General features: G+C 62.9%; 15 protein-coding genes. 3 read left to right on the top strand and 12 right to left on the bottom strand.

Features of this window, described 5'->3' with window-relative positions; all coding sequences use genetic code 11:
- Positions 1 to 48 precede the first annotated feature (48 nt).
- The 3 genes from KUV45_RS10225 to KUV45_RS10215 form a co-directional block, all read right to left on the bottom strand.
- Positions 49 to 852, bottom strand: coding sequence for a class II glutamine amidotransferase (locus KUV45_RS10225; protein ID WP_222162973.1), 804 nt, complete (start codon positions 850 to 852; stop codon positions 49 to 51).
- The gene (locus KUV45_RS10220; protein ID WP_222162972.1) at positions 845 to 2,698 is read right to left on the bottom strand and encodes a vWA domain-containing protein; all 1,854 of its coding nucleotides are present in this window, start codon (positions 2,696 to 2,698) and stop codon (positions 845 to 847) included. The genes KUV45_RS10225 and KUV45_RS10220 overlap by 8 nt, the downstream gene beginning before the upstream one ends.
- A gap of 106 nt (positions 2,699 to 2,804) precedes the next feature.
- Positions 2,805 to 3,242: a hypothetical protein gene (locus KUV45_RS10215; protein WP_206936964.1), complete on the bottom strand. Its 438-nt coding sequence runs from the start codon at positions 3,240 to 3,242 to the stop codon at positions 2,805 to 2,807.
- A gap of 216 nt (positions 3,243 to 3,458) precedes the next feature.
- On the opposite strand from KUV45_RS10215, the gene KUV45_RS10210 reads away from it, so the two are divergent.
- Both KUV45_RS10210 and KUV45_RS10205 read left to right on the top strand, forming a co-directional pair.
- Positions 3,459 to 5,594, top strand: coding sequence for a S9 family peptidase (locus KUV45_RS10210; RefSeq protein WP_222162971.1), 2,136 nt, complete (start codon positions 3,459 to 3,461; stop codon positions 5,592 to 5,594).
- A gap of 76 nt (positions 5,595 to 5,670) precedes the next feature.
- Positions 5,671 to 6,477 carry a hypothetical protein gene (locus KUV45_RS10205; RefSeq protein ID WP_222162970.1) on the top strand — a complete coding sequence of 269 codons (807 nt, stop codon included), beginning with the start codon at positions 5,671 to 5,673 and terminating at the stop codon, positions 6,475 to 6,477.
- Between the two features lie 136 nt (positions 6,478 to 6,613).
- Here the strand turns inward: KUV45_RS10205 and KUV45_RS10200 are convergent, their stop codons facing one another.
- From KUV45_RS10200 to KUV45_RS10175, 6 genes are all read right to left on the bottom strand, one after another.
- The gene (locus KUV45_RS10200) at positions 6,614 to 7,948 is read right to left on the bottom strand and encodes a cytosine permease (RefSeq protein ID WP_224852043.1); all 1,335 of its coding nucleotides are present in this window, start codon (positions 7,946 to 7,948) and stop codon (positions 6,614 to 6,616) included.
- Positions 7,949 to 8,110: 162 nt separating this feature from the next.
- Positions 8,111 to 9,094 (bottom strand): biotin-dependent carboxyltransferase family protein, encoded by a 984-nt coding sequence (locus KUV45_RS10195; protein ID WP_222162969.1) that lies wholly within the window; start codon positions 9,092 to 9,094, stop codon positions 8,111 to 8,113.
- A complete protein-coding gene (locus KUV45_RS10190; protein ID WP_222162968.1) occupies positions 9,084 to 9,998 on the bottom strand; it encodes an allophanate hydrolase subunit 1 in 915 nt (304 codons plus the stop codon). Before KUV45_RS10190 ends, KUV45_RS10195 begins: the two co-directional genes overlap by 11 nt.
- Positions 9,995 to 11,374 (bottom strand): acetyl-CoA carboxylase biotin carboxylase subunit, encoded by a 1,380-nt coding sequence (locus KUV45_RS10185; protein ID WP_222162967.1) that lies wholly within the window; start codon positions 11,372 to 11,374, stop codon positions 9,995 to 9,997. Before KUV45_RS10185 ends, KUV45_RS10190 begins: the two co-directional genes overlap by 4 nt.
- A complete protein-coding gene (locus tag KUV45_RS10180) occupies positions 11,371 to 11,628 on the bottom strand; it encodes an acetyl-CoA carboxylase (protein ID WP_222162966.1) in 258 nt (85 codons plus the stop codon). The genes KUV45_RS10185 and KUV45_RS10180 overlap by 4 nt, the downstream gene beginning before the upstream one ends.
- A 62-nt stretch (positions 11,629 to 11,690) precedes the next feature.
- Positions 11,691 to 12,446 carry a 5-oxoprolinase subunit PxpA gene (locus KUV45_RS10175; RefSeq protein WP_222162965.1) on the bottom strand — a complete coding sequence of 252 codons (756 nt, stop codon included), beginning with the start codon at positions 12,444 to 12,446 and terminating at the stop codon, positions 11,691 to 11,693.
- 118 nt (positions 12,447 to 12,564) lie between these two features.
- On the opposite strand from KUV45_RS10175, the gene KUV45_RS10170 reads away from it, so the two are divergent.
- The gene (locus KUV45_RS10170; RefSeq protein ID WP_222162964.1) at positions 12,565 to 13,473 is read left to right on the top strand and encodes a LysR substrate-binding domain-containing protein; all 909 of its coding nucleotides are present in this window, start codon (positions 12,565 to 12,567) and stop codon (positions 13,471 to 13,473) included.
- Between the two features lie 76 nt (positions 13,474 to 13,549).
- Here the strand turns inward: KUV45_RS10170 and KUV45_RS10165 are convergent, their stop codons facing one another.
- The 3 genes from KUV45_RS10165 to rnd all read right to left on the bottom strand — a co-directional run bounded on the left by KUV45_RS10165 (position 13,550) and on the right by rnd (position 15,599).
- Complete coding sequence (locus tag KUV45_RS10165; protein WP_206936959.1) at positions 13,550 to 14,011, bottom strand: YcgN family cysteine cluster protein; 462 nt, start codon at positions 14,009 to 14,011, stop codon at positions 13,550 to 13,552.
- Positions 14,012 to 14,047: 36 nt separating this feature from the next.
- Positions 14,048 to 14,350, bottom strand: a complete 303-nt coding sequence (locus KUV45_RS10160; protein WP_222162963.1) for a YcgL domain-containing protein — start codon at positions 14,348 to 14,350, stop codon at positions 14,048 to 14,050.
- 115 nt (positions 14,351 to 14,465) lie between these two features.
- On the bottom strand, positions 14,466 to 15,599 hold the full coding sequence (gene rnd / locus KUV45_RS10155) for a ribonuclease D (protein WP_222162962.1): 1,134 nt from the start codon (positions 15,597 to 15,599) through the stop codon (positions 14,466 to 14,468).
- Positions 15,600 to 15,628 lie beyond the last annotated feature (29 nt).

The following is a 15,628-nucleotide window of genomic DNA, read 5'->3' as shown; positions in this document are numbered from 1 at the left end:
ATACAACCGATTCAAACTTTCGTTTAAAACCAGGCAGATTAACGACGTTTATCCTTGCTCTGCGGAGTCCTGCTCGCTGAGAAAGCGCGCCACGATTTCGCCGTCACGCCACACCAGCAGCTCGCCCGGCAGCATGCGTGTCCACTTTTCATTGTCGGTCAGCGGCTCGGTGGCCAGCACCGACACCACGTCATTAGGGGTCGTATGCTCGATGAAGTTCACCACCATATCCGCATCGGAGAGATTCGCCTCGCCGAACGGGGCGCGCCGGGTAATGTGCGCCAGCTTGGTTGAGCAGAAGGTATACAGATACTCCCCATCTGCCAGCAGCAGGTTGAACACACCAAGGCCACGCAACTTCTCGCAAAGCTGATGAAGCGTCTGCCACAGCCCACGGCGATCCTCGGGTGGGTCCGGGTAGTGTCGACGCAGCTCACCCAATAAATGACAGAAGGCATGTTCGCTGTCGGTGGAGCCCACCGGTCGATAGCTGGCGAGCTCCAGTTGCTGCCAGTCGGTCAACTGCCCGTTATGGGCATAGCACCAAGGCTGCCCCCACATTTCGCGCACAAAGGGATGGGTATTGGCGAGCTTTACCTGCCCCACGTTGGCCTGACGAATATGGCTGATCACGATATGCGACTTGATCGGGTATTCGCAGATCAATCGGGCAATACGTGAATGCACGGAGGGGTGGGGATCGCGAAATTCGCGATAACCTCCTTCTTCATAGAATGCGATGCCCCAACCATCACGATGTGGCCCGGTACCACCGCCGCGATGGAGAAACCCGGTAAAGCTGAAACAGATGTCGGTGGGCACATTAGCGCTCATGCCCAGAAGCTCACACATGCGGCTCTTCTCTTGTTGATTCACGTTCGGGCTGACGCTGCCTGCGGCGTCGCCATAGATACAGTACAACGCAGACCACCAACACCATGACCAGCGACGCCAGCACGCGCGGATCGCTGCGGGCCTGTTCCATCGCCGGAGCCAGTCCAGGACGCCCATCGCGCCACCACTGCACCAGTCGCTCCGGCCCTTCATTGACCAACGCCACGAAGCGATCTGCCAGGGGGGCCTGCTGGGCAGGCGCGGCGGTGTCGTCACTGGCCGACGCGAAACGCTCTCCGCTCAAGGTGGGTCCCGCCAGAGCACGATCGATACCGACCTCACCGTCGGCATTGATCCACACCGTCGGCAGCTCCCAACGGGACTCATCACCGTCGAGTTCTGCCACTGCCACGATACGCATTGGCCGGCGCACGTCATCCTCAAGCTCGGGCAGCTGCAGCGTCCAGCGACGATCACCGGCAGGCGTTACCTCCAACGGCTGCCCGGTGAGCTCGGCCTCAAACCGAGTGTTCCCATGCTCCAGGCGAGGATGCTCGGCGACCAGCGACACGCTGCGTTGCTGTCGATCCAGAGCGACCCCGATGGCGGGCAACACGTTGACGGCCTGAACCCGCTGGCGATGAAAGTCATCTGCCTTGGCGGTGATCACCAAGCGGGCGGCTCCGACACCTGCCGGCGCGGCCAGGTCTGCGCGAAATACGCCTTGCTGATGGACCAGGGAGACGACATGGGAGCCTTCCACGGCCTCGCCGGTCAGTTCCGCCGTGACCTGCAGCCCCTCCGGCACCATCACGTCATCGCCCTGCTCCACCCTGACGCTGAGCGGCACCGAGAAGCCCGAATACAGCGTCGCGGGGAGTGCCCCGGTCACCAGCTGCCGGTCACTGTTCACCGTCACCCGAGAATCGTCCGCCACAGGGCCCTCGATGCGCCACTCCCCCTGCTCGGGCCGAGGCACCTGAATCAGATCGAAACGGGGCTCCCGCTGCCAGCGGACCCCCGCTGGGGCAGTATCACGGGTATAGCGACGTCCATCCGGCGCCACCAGCGTCACCTCGCCCTGTCCGGGCTCGTGAAACACCAAGGCAGAGAAGTCGTCGACGCTGGCATCCACGGTGAAGCGCTGATCCTGCAGCGGCACCTGGTCCACCGGAAAAATACGCTCGACGATGTCGAGGAAGGCCCCCAGCAGCGCGTTCGGCGTCTCTGCCACCGCTGCCAGGCCGCCGGTTCGCTGCGCCAGCCGTTCCACCAATGCCACATCAGCCCCGTCGGAAAAGGCGATGGCGTGGATCGCCACTCCCTGGTCCGCCAGCGCGGGCACCACGTCGTCGACAAGGCGGGCACGCGAGGCAAGATCGATCTCTGGCTTGCTGCCATTGCCCGGCGCCAGATCAATCACCCCATCCGTCAGCAGCACCAGATGACGCCAGCCTTCTGCTTCGGCGGCCGCGGCGGTGCTCAGCGCCGCTTCAATGTCGGTGTACTGCTGGTACTGCTCGAGCGCAGGCGGCAAGGCCAGCGCGCGCTCGCGCCACTGGGCGTCCACGCGAGCCGGGGGCAATGGATTATCGACGCTCTGGCCAAACGTCCAGATCCCGGCATTGACGCCCCCTGGCAGCAGGGCCACCAACATATCCAGCGCGCTGCCGGCGAGCTTGTTCGGATCATTGGTCTTCATGCTGCCGGAGACGTCCACGACGACGCGCACATCGGGAGGCTGCTCCGCCCAGGCGTCATCATCCACGTCCTGCGCCATGACCGAAGACGCCAGCGTGAACGCCATGGCGCCGGCCACCAAGCCGGCGACCAGCACGGACATCGAGGGTTTCGGCTTCTTCATGGCAGCTCCTGGAGTCGGCAGCATGGCGTGGTAACCGACGGGAATGAGTGTTGCGATGAGAGGCGAGTCTCGCTAGACGGCGATGGCGCCCATCGCCGCCGACCGCTCACCTCAATACAGGCTCCTGACGTTCGTGCTGTTCTTGACCGCCCTCTTGCTGCTGCTGGCGAGAGGCGGCCTCTGCTGCCTTGCGCACGCGACGACGACGTCCGGCCCACCACAGTGCCAGGCCAAACACCGCACCGATGGCAGCACCGATGATCACTCGTGTGGCCGCCGGCAGCATCACCCCCTGACGCCCATCCATGAACGCAACTGCGGCCACCATGATGGCAGGAGCCTGACCGTTGTAGACCTGCCCTTCTTCCACCAGGGGCAGGTCAAATGCCGACGGCATCCACATCACACCCGCCACGGCCCAGGTCACTACCAGCCTTGGCATGCGCGGTAAAAATGCCAGTCCGAGGTAGCCAGTCAGCAGTACGACCAGCGACAATGCTGCGTAGATCAACCACAGCGTGGACATGGAATCCGAAATCAACATTACTTGCTCCCATCAACTGTTAAGGAAAGACTGCATAGATGACACCGCGATGCCAGCGTGGCCGGTAGCCTGGCACCAGAGGCCGATCGCCAGACCGCTGGGACAGCCACGCAGGTGGGTCGGTTCCCTGCCCCGTCATCCGTTCACATCACTGCCGTTTTTCCCGACATCAACGCACATGACGACACTCGTTCCGAGTATGGTACATCTCGCACCATGAAAGCACAGCCGCCAAATGCAACAGCCGCCACACAGGCTGCCCCCGCCACTACCTATCTTCGTCAAGATGACGCGGCCTGGCATTGGCTTGAGGAGAGAGACGAGCCCGCGGTACGCGGATTTCTGGATGCCGCCAATACACAGACGGACCAGTGGTTCAGGCCCCTGGATCCGCTGGTAGAGCGCCTCTATGCGGGTCACCTGGCCCGGCGCGAACTCGCCGTGACCGGGCTACCCAGCCGCCTGGATCACTACACGCTGTGGAGCGAGACCGCCGCTGATGCCGACTACCCGGTGTGGTGGCGCCACCCCAACGACGCGCCCGATCTGCGCGAGACGTTCTTTGATCTGGAAGCACGCGCTCGGGAGCAGTCCTTCCTGGAGCTGGGTGACATGGCTCTGTCGCCGAACGAAGAGTGGCTGGCTTGGACCGAAGACACCCAGGGTGACGAGACGTATCGCCTGTTCATCAAGCGCCTGCCGAACGGGCAGGCCACCCCCTTACTGGACGATATCGGTCCGGAGCTGTGCTGGGCGGAAGACCACTGCACTCTGCTGTTCACTCGCTACGATGCCACCCAGCGACCCGACAGTGCCTGGCGGCTGCGCCTTGCGCTGAATACCGCTGACGCGACAGCGTCGGTGGAGCAGGAGCAGCTCGTGCTGCGCGAGGACGACCCCGAGTTCTGGATCGGACTTGGCAAGACGCGTTCCCGCGCCTGGCTGACCATAGAAGCGGCCTCAAAGGACACCAGCGAGACCCATGTGGTCCCCGCTCACACGCCCCATGCTGCGCCCCGCTGCTACCAGGTGCGGGAAACCGGGGTCGAATATGCCATCGATCATCGACCCGGCTACTTCTATATCCTGCATAACCAAGGCGCCAAGCATTTTCAGCTGGAAGTAGAAGAAGAGCACCGCCCCGGGTCGCGCCAGGTGGTGATCGGTCACCGCGAGAACAGCACGCTGGAAGGCATCGACGCCTACGCCTGGGGACTGGTCGTGGCCGAACGTGACCACCGAGAGGCCCAAGTCAGGCTGCGCCGCCTTGAGTTCGATGGCGACCACCGGTTGACGCTGGACGCAGCGCTGCCCTGCTCGCCAGGCCCCCTCAGCCTCAACCTGGGGGATAGCCCGCATTTCGATGACCGCGTGCTGCGCCTGCGCGAAGAGTCCTTTTGCAGTCCTTCCAGCTGGTGGTCACTGGACCTGGACAGTGGCCAGCGACAGCTGCTCAAGCGTCAGCCGCTGCACGGTGACCTGATGCCCGAAGACCTGAGCTGTCGAAGGCTATGGGCGGTCTCCCATGATGGGGAGCAGGTGCCGGTATCCGTGGTCTGTCGCAAGGACTTGGCAGATCAGGCGCTACCCACTCTGCTTTACGGCTATGGGGCCTACGGTGAAGCGCTGGATCCCTGGTTCTCGGTGGCTCGCCTTGAGTTGCTGGCCCGCGGTGTCGCCTTTGCGGTGGCCCATGTGCGTGGCGGCGGCGAGCGGGGGGAACCCTGGTACCTGGCCGGAAAGCTGGAGCACAAGCCCAACAGCTTCGAGGATTTCCTGGCCGCCCGGGATGCCCTGGTCGACGCCGGCCAATCGGCCCCGGACCGGATCGTCGCCTACGGCGCCAGCGCCGGTGGCCTGCTGGTCGGGGCCAGCCTCAACCAATCGCCCCAGGCCTTCTGCGCAGCGGTTCTCGACGTGCCTTTCGTGGATGTTCTACGCACCATGGAAAACCCCGACCTACCGCTGACCACCGCCGAATATACCGAGTGGGGCAACCCCAATCATGCCGCCGATGCCCGCCGTATCGGCAGTTACTCGCCCCTCGACAACCTGCAGGAAGACGCCTGGCCACCGGTGTTCCTGCAAGGCAGCTGGCACGATAGCCGGGTGCCCTACTGGGAGCCCGCCAAGCTGTACGCACGGCTTAGCCTGGCGAATATCGCCAGCCCCGCCCTGTCGAACCGGGTGACACTACTGAAGACGGATATGGACTCCGGCCATGGCGGCGCATCCGGCCGCTTCAAGGCTTGGCGCGATGGGGCGCAGCAGGATGCCTTCATCCTCTGGGCATTGGGGCTGGCCGACGAAGGCGACTCACCCGCGCCCACAACAGACACCCCTGCGCGCTGATCGGCGCGCTGATATGGTAGTAGGACGGAATACCCACTGGCCGCTGCATGCGGCCACTGAAATGACAAGGATTTTCATGAACGCCAAACCCATGCTCGCCCTCACCGCCGCCCTTTGGCTCGGCACTGCACTGACCGGTTGCTCCGATGACAGTGACACGGACGGCCAGGACAGTGCGGCGACACACAGCGACAGTGCTGCGGCCGAAGGCGCTGCCGCCAGTTCTGCCGACAACGACACCGCGGAACAAGGCTCTGACGATGCTGAACCGGCGCTGTCAGGGGATGCGCGTCGCGCCGCCCTCGAGGACTCGCTCAAGGCCAACTTCGACCCGCAGCTCGGCGAGGTGCGCTATCTGATTGGCTGGAGCGACCTCAACGATGATGGCCGGGAAGAAGCCATCGTCCACGTCGTGGGTCCCATGGTCTGTGGCACCGGCGGCTGTGACACGCTGATCCTTGAAGCCCAGGGGGATACCTATCGCGTCATCAGCGCCCAGCCCACCACCCAACCTCCCATTCAACTGGGCGACGCCGCCCACGAAGGCTGGCAGGACCTGCTGGTCCGGCGCCACGTCGCTGCCGATGAGCCTGCCCAGACCGTTCGCCTGCGCTTTGACGGCAACAGCTACGTCGAGACCCAAGACGAACAAGCGACCGCTGACTCTGCCGGCGAGACCCTCATCGCAGACTTCAGTAGCCTCGAGGACGCGCGTCCACTGTTCGATGGCGACGCCGAGATCACGGGGTCCATGGAAGGCGAGATGGAAGGTGAAATGGAAGGCGAGATCGCTGCCGACGACGACGCACAGGCGAAGCAAGACAACGACAGTACGCTCGCGGAAGACGCCACTCAGGCAGGTTCAAGCCAAGCCGGTGGCTAAGCACACAGGCCGATGACACTCCGATGGGAGAAGCGCCGGGCCAGCTTGCCAGGCCCAGTGCTATCGCCCCTTCGGCAGTCTCGGCTACGCGAACGCAGCATAAGCAGATAGGTGAGGAGATCGGTGGGGAGGTAAGTCAGGCGGTGCTGGCGGAGCGCCTGACCAGACCGAGACCCAGCGCGTAGCTGCTCCAGGCCACCACGAAGGTCAGAGGAGCCGATGCTCCAGCCAGACTCGGCGTTAGCATCAGTACGATGCCAATCACCGTTGCCACCGCCCAGGCGAACAAACCGACTGGATTGAACGCGTGGGTATCGCTGCCGAGATCGACCTCGAGGCGTCCTTCGGGCGACAGGATATGTGCCAAGGCTACTCCCACCCAGGCCACCACGAACACGCCCTGATAGGCCAGTGCCGCTAAAAGATAGCCGAACACATCTGCCCGCATCAGCAGGTAGGCAAGCCCACCCACCAGACAGCCGGCCACAATCTTGTTGAGCCTGATACCGGTCAGCTTGCCGACGAAGGCTTCGAGATTGACCGTCGCCAGGTAGAAGTTGGCGGTGTTGATGCGACTCTGGGTGACCCATACCAGCGCCAGCCCGCCGAGCCCCATCAGCTCGAGCAGTCCCAGTACGATGGACGCTTCCGACAGGCCGTCGGTGGGCAGACAGGCGTCGAGCAGGATCCCCACCACTCCACTGAACACGAAGGTCATCAGATAGAACGGAATGCCGAAGGTGACGCGGGCGTGGAAGCGGCTATCCTCGAGGCGACCGAAGCGGGCATAGTCGAAGGTAAACATCATTAGTACCCAGACCCCCATGTAGTAGGCAAAGGTCGACAGCCAGCCGAAGGGGCTGGCGCCCACCTCAGGCACTCGGGAAAGCCAGCCAGCTGGATAGCCGAACTCGGCCACCGCCATGCCCACGGCGATCAGCATGCCAAGGATGTAGACGGGCAGCAGCACGCCGTTGAACTTGTCGAGCCAGTGCTGAACGCTGCCGAAGATCAGCGAGACCCCGACCACCACCACGATCAGGGTGGCGCTGGCCATGCCGAGCGTCCCGGACCACTCGGATAGCACCAGCGCCATCACATAGCCTTCGAACACCGCGTAGTAGAGCGCGGTGGCAAAAAAGATCAGAGTAGCGATCATCGCGCCCAGGTGACCGAACAGGACCCGGGAAAACAGCGCCACGGTCAAGCCGGTGCGAATCGCGTAACGGCTGATCATGGCGTTGATGACCCCGTAGCAGACCACCGTCAGGGCGATCCCGATCAGTGCGTTGGTGGTGCCGTAGCTGCGAGCCATGGCAGCGGCCACCACCATGTAGAAGATAGCGCTACACACCGCCCACCAGGCCATCATCAGATTGCCCCTGGGCATGCGTTGGTCCAGAGGCATGGGGCGGTCGGCAAAATCGCCGGCGCCCTGTCCGCCCTGGTCGTGGGAGCTCATATCCTTCATCGATGAATCCTCGTGCTGTTGTTGTCATTGGACGAAGCTCGCCTCTCCCCTCTTTTGATTGCTTATACCCAGTGAAGCGATCACATCAGGCAAGGGGGTCCCGGGCGGAGCCAATTAGCTCCGCTGGGAAAGACGACGAAGTAGAAGTGAATAGGCCCTGGGCTATACACCCAAGGCTTGGCGCAGGGCGTCAAGACGCTCGGCATAGGCCTTGCGCGCGTCAAGGGCCTGATCGAGGGACACCGCCACGAAACGCACCTTCTGATGGGGTTGGATCTGGCCCACCAGGTCCATGTCGGCGCTGATCACCGTGCCAACCATGGCGTAGCCGCCGCCGGACACGGCGTCACGGTGGAGGATGATCGGCTCGCTGCCGGCGGGCACCTGGATCGAGCCGATCGGATAGCAGGCGTCGACAATATTGGACGGATCATCACCGGCACCGAACGGCGGCTCGCGCTCGACAAACTGAAGCGGTGTTCCCCCCTTGAAGCGATAGCCGATACGATCAGCCTCAGAGGCAACGCTCCAATCCTCCTGGTAGAAGAGGTCCCTCGCCTGCTTATCGAGGAGATGGTCATAAAGCCCCGGCACCACACGCAGTTCATAGTGCTTGGCAAAGCGTGGCAGGAACTCCTCGGGAAGACGCCGACCGGGTTGTACACGGGTATCGCTTTGGACCTGCCCCAGCGGCAGGACATCGCCGGTCTTCAATGGGCGTCCCTCGACGCCGCCAAGGGCGCCCAAGGCGTAGGTGCTGCGGCTGCCCAGACGTTCGGGTACATCGATGCCCCCTTCCACCGCCAGGTACAGCCTTGCCCCAGCACGCACGAAGTCGAAGCTCAAGACACTGCCCGCCGCCACCTCCAGCACCTCGCAGGTGGGTTGGGCCTGGCCATCGATCTTCGGCACCATCTCGGCGCCACCGGTGGCGATGCGACAGGCTCGGGTAAAGCGCAGCTCAGGCCCCATCAAGGCACATTCGAGCACCGCCGCGTCCTCGGCGTTGCCCAGCAACAGGTTGGCCGCGCGCATGGAGAACTGGTCCATCGCGCCGGACGGCGGAATCCCCAGGTGATAATGGCCGGCGCGGCCAGCGTCCTGGACCGACGTTGCAAGCCCCGGCTTGATCACTTCAATGCTCATCGAGCACCTCCTCGACACGACGGGCTACGGCTTCTGGAGCCTCGCGATACTCGTTCAGATCAAACACGAATGGTGCGGTACGAGGCCTGAAGCGGCCGGCCTCGGCATCGGCCACCATGGCGTCGTACTCAGATCGCTCGATGGCGCGGTGCTTGACGATGTCACCTGGGCGGAAATAGATCATCGAGTCGTCGATATGCGCCTGCTCGCCGCTGGGGTCATAGATCGGCATCGGCGTCACTCCGAACATCTGATAGCCCCCGGCGCCACGCACCGAGTAGATGCAGCTGAAGCACCCGCCGTAACCTACGGTCTGCTTAGGCGTATCGGTACGTGGCCGTACGTACTTGGGAACCTGGAGCTGCCGCTCCCGCGGCACCATCTGATACATGAACGGCAGGCCAGCGACGAAGCCGACCATCGATACGAACCATGGACTACCGCTATGTGCCTCGATGAAGCCATCGACATCGGTAAAGCCGTTGATTCGTGCGGCGTACTCCAGGTCGGTGCCTGTCGGATCCTGATGACGATCGCGAAAGCGCATCAATGTCTCATGGGTCCAAGGATCGTTATACAGCACCGGCACTTCCACCACGCGGGTTTCCAGGCGCTGAACCTGTTGGCCCTGTACCTCGGCATCGATCTGCTCAAGGGTGTCGGTCAGACGTGACAGCGATAATCTGTCAGGGTCGTAGCGCACCTGATAGGAGGCGTTGGCAGGACAGACCTCGATCACTCCCGGCAAAGCCCGCTCACGCAATCGGCCAGTAATAGACACCCCGCGAAAGAAAGCTTCCAGGTTCATCGCCTCGGACAGCTCGACGAACAGGAATTCGTCGCCGGCGGGGCTGTAACGTGCGGGCGAGGCCTGCTCGATCCGGCCTTGGACGGAGTCGTTCATGATGCTGCCTCCTGGGTTGATGGCGCTGCTGTGGGCTCCAGCCAAACCTCCAGGGTACCGGTATGGAAGTCGCCACGACGCACCGCCTCGTCCTCGACCAGCCGGCGATGCAGGCTCGCCGTAGTCGTAAACCCTTCCAGCGTAAATTCATCAAGGGCGCGGCCAGCGCGGGCCAGTGCTGTAGCACGATCCTCATCCCAGACAATCAGCTTGGCCACCAGGGAGTCGTAGAACGGTGGCATCTGATACCCCTCATACAGCGCACTGTCGATGCGCACCCCCGGACCAGTCGGCCACGCCAGTCGCTCGACCTTGCCCAACGAGGGGAAGAAATCATTGTCTGGATCTTCAGCGTTGATGCGCATCTCCACGGCCCAGCCGCGCATGGCGATATCATCCTGCTGAAGCGCCAGCGGTTCACCCAGGCACACCCTGAGCATTGAGCGCACCAGATCCACCCCGGTGATCATTTCGGTGACCGGGTGCTCCACCTGGATGCGGGTATTCATCTCGATAAAGAAGAACTCGCCGCTGTCGTCGTCATAAAGGTACTCGAGGGTCCCGGCAGCCTTGTAGCCGACGTGCTCGGCCAATGCCACCGCAGAAGCACAAAGTCGCGCGCGGGACGCCTCGGACAGGGCCGGCGACGGGCTTTCCTCGAAGACCTTCTGACGCCGTCGCTGCAATGAGCACTCACGCTCGAAGAGATGTACCGCACGTTCGCCATCGGCCAGTATCTGTACCTCGATATGCCGGGCGTGCTCGATAAATCGCTCGAGATAGACGCTGTCATCGCCGAAGGCCGCCCGCGCCTCGCTCTGGGCCAAGGGCAGCTGGGCGCGAAGCTCCACCTCATCGGCGGCAGTGCGGATGCCACGTCCTCCGCCACCGGCGGCGGCCTTGATCAGAAGTGGATAGCCGACCTCCTCTGCCACCCTCGCCGCTTCCTCGATATCGACCACCGCCGACGGCGACCCCGGCACCACCGGCACTCCTGCCGCCTGCGCGGTGCGCCGGGCTTCGGCCTTGTTACCCATACGCTCGATCAGCGCAGCATCGGGACCGACAAAGATCATCCCAGCCTCGACCACACGGCGGGCAAAGTCGGCACTCTCGGAAAGAAAGCCATAGCCTGGGTGTACCGCCTCAGCGCCAACTTCGCGGGCCGCCGCCAGGATCGCCTCGATATTCAGGTAGCTCTTGGCGGCCTGGGCCGGGCCGATGCAGACCGCCTCATCGGCCAACTGGACGGCCAGGCTGTCGGCGTCGGCCTCGCTGTAGGTGACGATACTTGTCAGTCCTAGCTCCCGGGCGGCGCGTACCACTCGCACGGCAATCTCCCCGCGGTTGACGATCAACAGTCGAGTCGCGTTCATGCGTCACCCTCCGCGGCATCAATCAGCAGAATCTCCTGCCCGGCCTCAATCACATCTCCATCATCGACATTAAAGGCAACGACCCGGCCGGCAATCTCGGCCTTGAGTTCGCAGAATTGTTTCATTACCTCAAGCAGGCCAATGGTGTCACCGACCTCGACATGGTCACCCGGGCTAACGAAGGCGTCGGCCTCGGGCGAAGGACGCCGGTAGAAGACGCCGGGAAAAGGAGCTTGCTGTGTTTGCTGAGACATGAGTCTTCTCGCTTGTCGTTGGAATTGGAATTGGAATTGCAGCGCACGGGACGGAGGCTGGTTCAGGGTGCCTTGAGCGCGATATCTGCAGCGGACAGTCGCCGTCGGATGGCGTCGAGCAGAGCCAAGGCACCGGGGGAGTCACTGTGAAGACACACCGACTGAAAACTGACCGGCACTTGCCTGCCGCTGGTGGTCTTGACAACGCCCTCACGGGCCGCCAGCAGCACCTTCTCAGCCACCGCCTCCGGGTCCAGTTGCTGTACCTGGCGAACAAAGATGATGGAGCCTTCATCGTCATAGTCGCGATCGGCGTAGAACTCGTGAACCCGCGGGATGCCCTCGTCCTCGGCGACTCGGTCGATCATCGACCCTGCCAGGCAGTAGATAGGCAGATGGGCGTCAATCAGCGTCAGGGCCTGGCACAGTGCAGTGGCAAAACTCTCGTCCTTGGCGGCATGCATATAAAGGGCGCCGTGAAGCTTCAGGTGGTGGAGTCCAAGTCCTTCCCGAGCCGCCAACTCGCGCAGCGCACCGAGCTGGTAGATGACGTCATTGACCAGCTCCTCTGGGCTGGCGTGGATATGACGGCGCCCAAAGCCTACCAGATCACGAAAACCGGGATGAGCACCCACCGCGACCCCAAACTGTGCGGCCTGTCGCAGGCTATGGGTCATGGTGCTGGGATCACCGGCATGAAAGCCGGTCGCGATGTTAGCGGAGCTGATACTCGCCATGATGCGATCGTCGATATCTCCGCCGATGCGCCAGGCACCAAAGCCCTCGCCCATATCGGCATTGAGGTCCAGTGTTGTCATTGTGGGTCTCCTCGCTGGTGTTCCCTTGTTGTAGCTGAGGGCCACCACTGATTGGAATTACCTATTCTTGTTTGGCATTATCAAAAAAACCGAACGCCTGAGAGGTGAGAAATTTCACATGGCGCGCAGCCCATCCCTACGCAAGCTACGTTATTTCGTGGCAGTCGCCGAAAGTGGCAAGGTGACCCAGGCCGCGGTGGACCTGAACGTGTCGCAGTCGTCAATCACCACCGGCGTGCGGGAAATCGAGGAAGAACTCGGTGTTAAGTTGTTCGAACGCCAGGCCCAGGGCATGCTACTGACCCGCGAAGGGACCCGTTTTCTCGACAGGGTCCGACATGTGTTCCAAGCGGTGGACGAGGCCTTCGACTCCACTCGCATTCACTCACCGACCCTGGAGGGACGCCTCGACCTGGCCATGAGCTATACCGTTGCAGGCTACTTTCTGCCGCCGCTCCTTGCACAGTTCCAGCGGCGTTATCCCGGTGTAGCGGTGCGCCTTCACGAGGCTTCGCGCCCTGTCATTCAAGCAGGCTTAATCAGCGGTCGCTTCGACCTGGCGATCATGCTGATCTCGAATCTGGACGCTGACGCCCCTCTGGCTCAGCACCTGCTGATCCGTTCGCCAAGGCGACTATGGGTGGCCAGCCACCACCCGCTTCAGGCCAAGCGTGACGTCGGCCTGGCCGATGTGGCACGCGAGCCCTACATCATGCTCAACGTGGATGAGGCCGAGCAGACCGCGCTGCGCTACTGGGCTCCGTCCGGGCTCGGCCCACAGACGCTGTTCAGTACATCCTCAGTAGAAGCCGTACGTTCACTTGTCGCTAGCGGGTCGGGAGTCAGTATCCTGTCGGATATGGTCTATCGCCCGTGGTCATTGGAGGGACGCCGCATTGAACATATCGACCTGGCCGACCCTATTCCGACCATGGACGTGGGCTTCGCGTGGAACCGCAAGCGCCCCCTGACAGCCCCGGCCAAGGCATTTCGCGATGCTTTGATCGAGGCCATGGCGGCGGGCTGAGCCAAGCCCCAACGCAAGCGGCCTCCTTAAGGAGGCCGCTACTCACGCCGTCGGGAGGCTTGTCGCTTGCGATGTCTCAACCGTCTACGGGGATCACCGCGATAATGTGATCCTCGAAGTCGGCTTCGTCGACCTCGGTCTCGGAAATGGCGAAGCTGCGCACGCTGATGCCCTTGCGGTGCACCCGTTCGCGATCTCCACAGATCAGGTGGTGCCAGCCTGCCAGCTTGCGCCCTTCGGCCAGCCTCCGGTAGGCACATGAGTGCGGCAGCCATGTGAACTGGTGGGCCAGCTCCGGGGTAAGCTGAGTACAGTCTGGCACCTTGGCGAAGCGGTTTTCATAGTCGCTGCAGCGACAGCTGTGGACATCGAGCAGACGGCAGGCGAGCCCCAGTACCGCCAGGTCACCGGTGTCCTCATCCTCGAGCTTGCGCAGGCAGCATTGGCCACAGCCATCGCACAGCGCCTCCCACTCCTGGGGGTTGAGCTCATGCAATGAATAACGCTCCCAGAAGCGCTCTCTCAGCGATGTTTCCAAACCGACCTCTGTCTTCCTCCCTCTGGAGGTAATCGTTTAATAGCGAGCTTCCGTGGGCGTGCGGTACAGGTCCAGCAGATACTCGTCCTTGGCCGGCGGCATCTGCAGGTAGAACCCCTTCTCCTCGATCGCCGCCATCACGTCGGCGCCGCTGGTACGTGCCAGCGTCTTCTCAGGGGTCAGGATCATCGTCATCACCGATACCGGCGCACCAAAGCGCTCCAGCAGCGGTTCCGGTATCCGCTCAAGCCCCTGGCGCTTGTCCACGTAAAGATACATCTCTTCCTTGCGCAAACTCTTGAACACTTCGCACAGCAGCTTGCCTTGCATTGTCGTCATGGCTGTCTCATCGGGCCCTGATGGGCCCTGTCACGGGTGTGGTTGGGTGCATCCCTGTCAGTGGAGGGCAGCAGGCGGCGTCCCCCGTCAGCCGGGGTATGCCAGCCCGCCTATGTCACCCCGCCTGGGCCAGGTCGCCCAGGGCGGCCTGCAGGCCTGGGTTGAGTCGCTCACCGCGCCAGCCGGAAGCCAGCGGTAACGGCGCATTGCGCATGCTGGCCGTCACCAGCGCTTCAAGCTCTCGGCGCCGCAGCAGCACCTCAGGGGCCACCCCAAGGGACTCCGCTTCGCCATTGACCACCTTCTTCAACGCCTTCATGCGTGCCTTGAAGGGTGGCAGCGTTGGCGCCAGTGGCACCGGCGCCAACGCTGCCGCATCGGCGTGGGCGGCTTGCTTGACCAGCGCCAGCAACACATCGCCCTCGCGCTTGATCAGTGGAGGCTTGACGCCCTCGACGCGGGACAGCTCATGGCGGTTGGCCGGCAGTTTCTCTGCAATAGCGTAGAGCACGCGATCCTGCACAATCCAGTTGCGCGGCAGATTTCGCGCCCGCGCCTCCCCCTCGCGCCAGGTGGTCATCAGGCGATACGCCTCCACTTGGCGCGGCGCCAGGCGCCACAGCTGGCGATGACGCAGATACCACTGGCCATCGCTGTCGCTGGAGCGCTCCGACTGGGCTACCAGATCGGCGCAGTCTTCGAGCACCCACTCCAGGCGACCATGCCGTTCAAGAGACTCTCGCTGCAGTTGCCAGACCATCAACAGGTAGACCACGTCAAGGGCGGCATAGCTCAACTGTGCGTCACTCAGCGGGCGTTCGAGCCAGTTGGAACGGGTTTCTTCCTTGGGCAGGGTCTCGCCCACCCAGAACTCCACCAGACGTTGATACCCCATGGCGGCGTCTTCACCCAGCAGGCCCTGGGCGACCTGGGTATCGACCAGTGGCGTCGGTGCCACACCCGCCCAATGGGCAAACACCTCAAGATCCTCGCTACAGGCGTGCAACAGCTTCAAGGCGTCATTGGTCAGCAACTCGCGACAGGCGTCGCTGCAGGCCACTTCCAACGGGTCGATCAGGTAGGTGGCCTCGCCGCCATAGATCTGAATCAGTGCTGGCACCGGATGAAAGGTCTTCTCCCTGAAGAACTCTGTGTCCAGCGCCAGCACAGGCGCCTGGGACAGGGCCTTGCAGGCCTCATCAAGTGCGGCGTCGTTATCGATCCATCGAATATCGGGGGTAACAGGCATTCAGGCTTCCATTTCAGTCAACGGCACGG

The sequence above is a fragment of the Halomonas sp. DP3Y7-2 genome (assembly GCF_019800795.1).
Classification (GTDB): Bacteria; Pseudomonadota; Gammaproteobacteria; order Pseudomonadales; family Halomonadaceae; genus Halomonas; species Halomonas litopenaei_A.
This window is presented reverse-complemented; position numbering and strand designations above follow the sequence as displayed.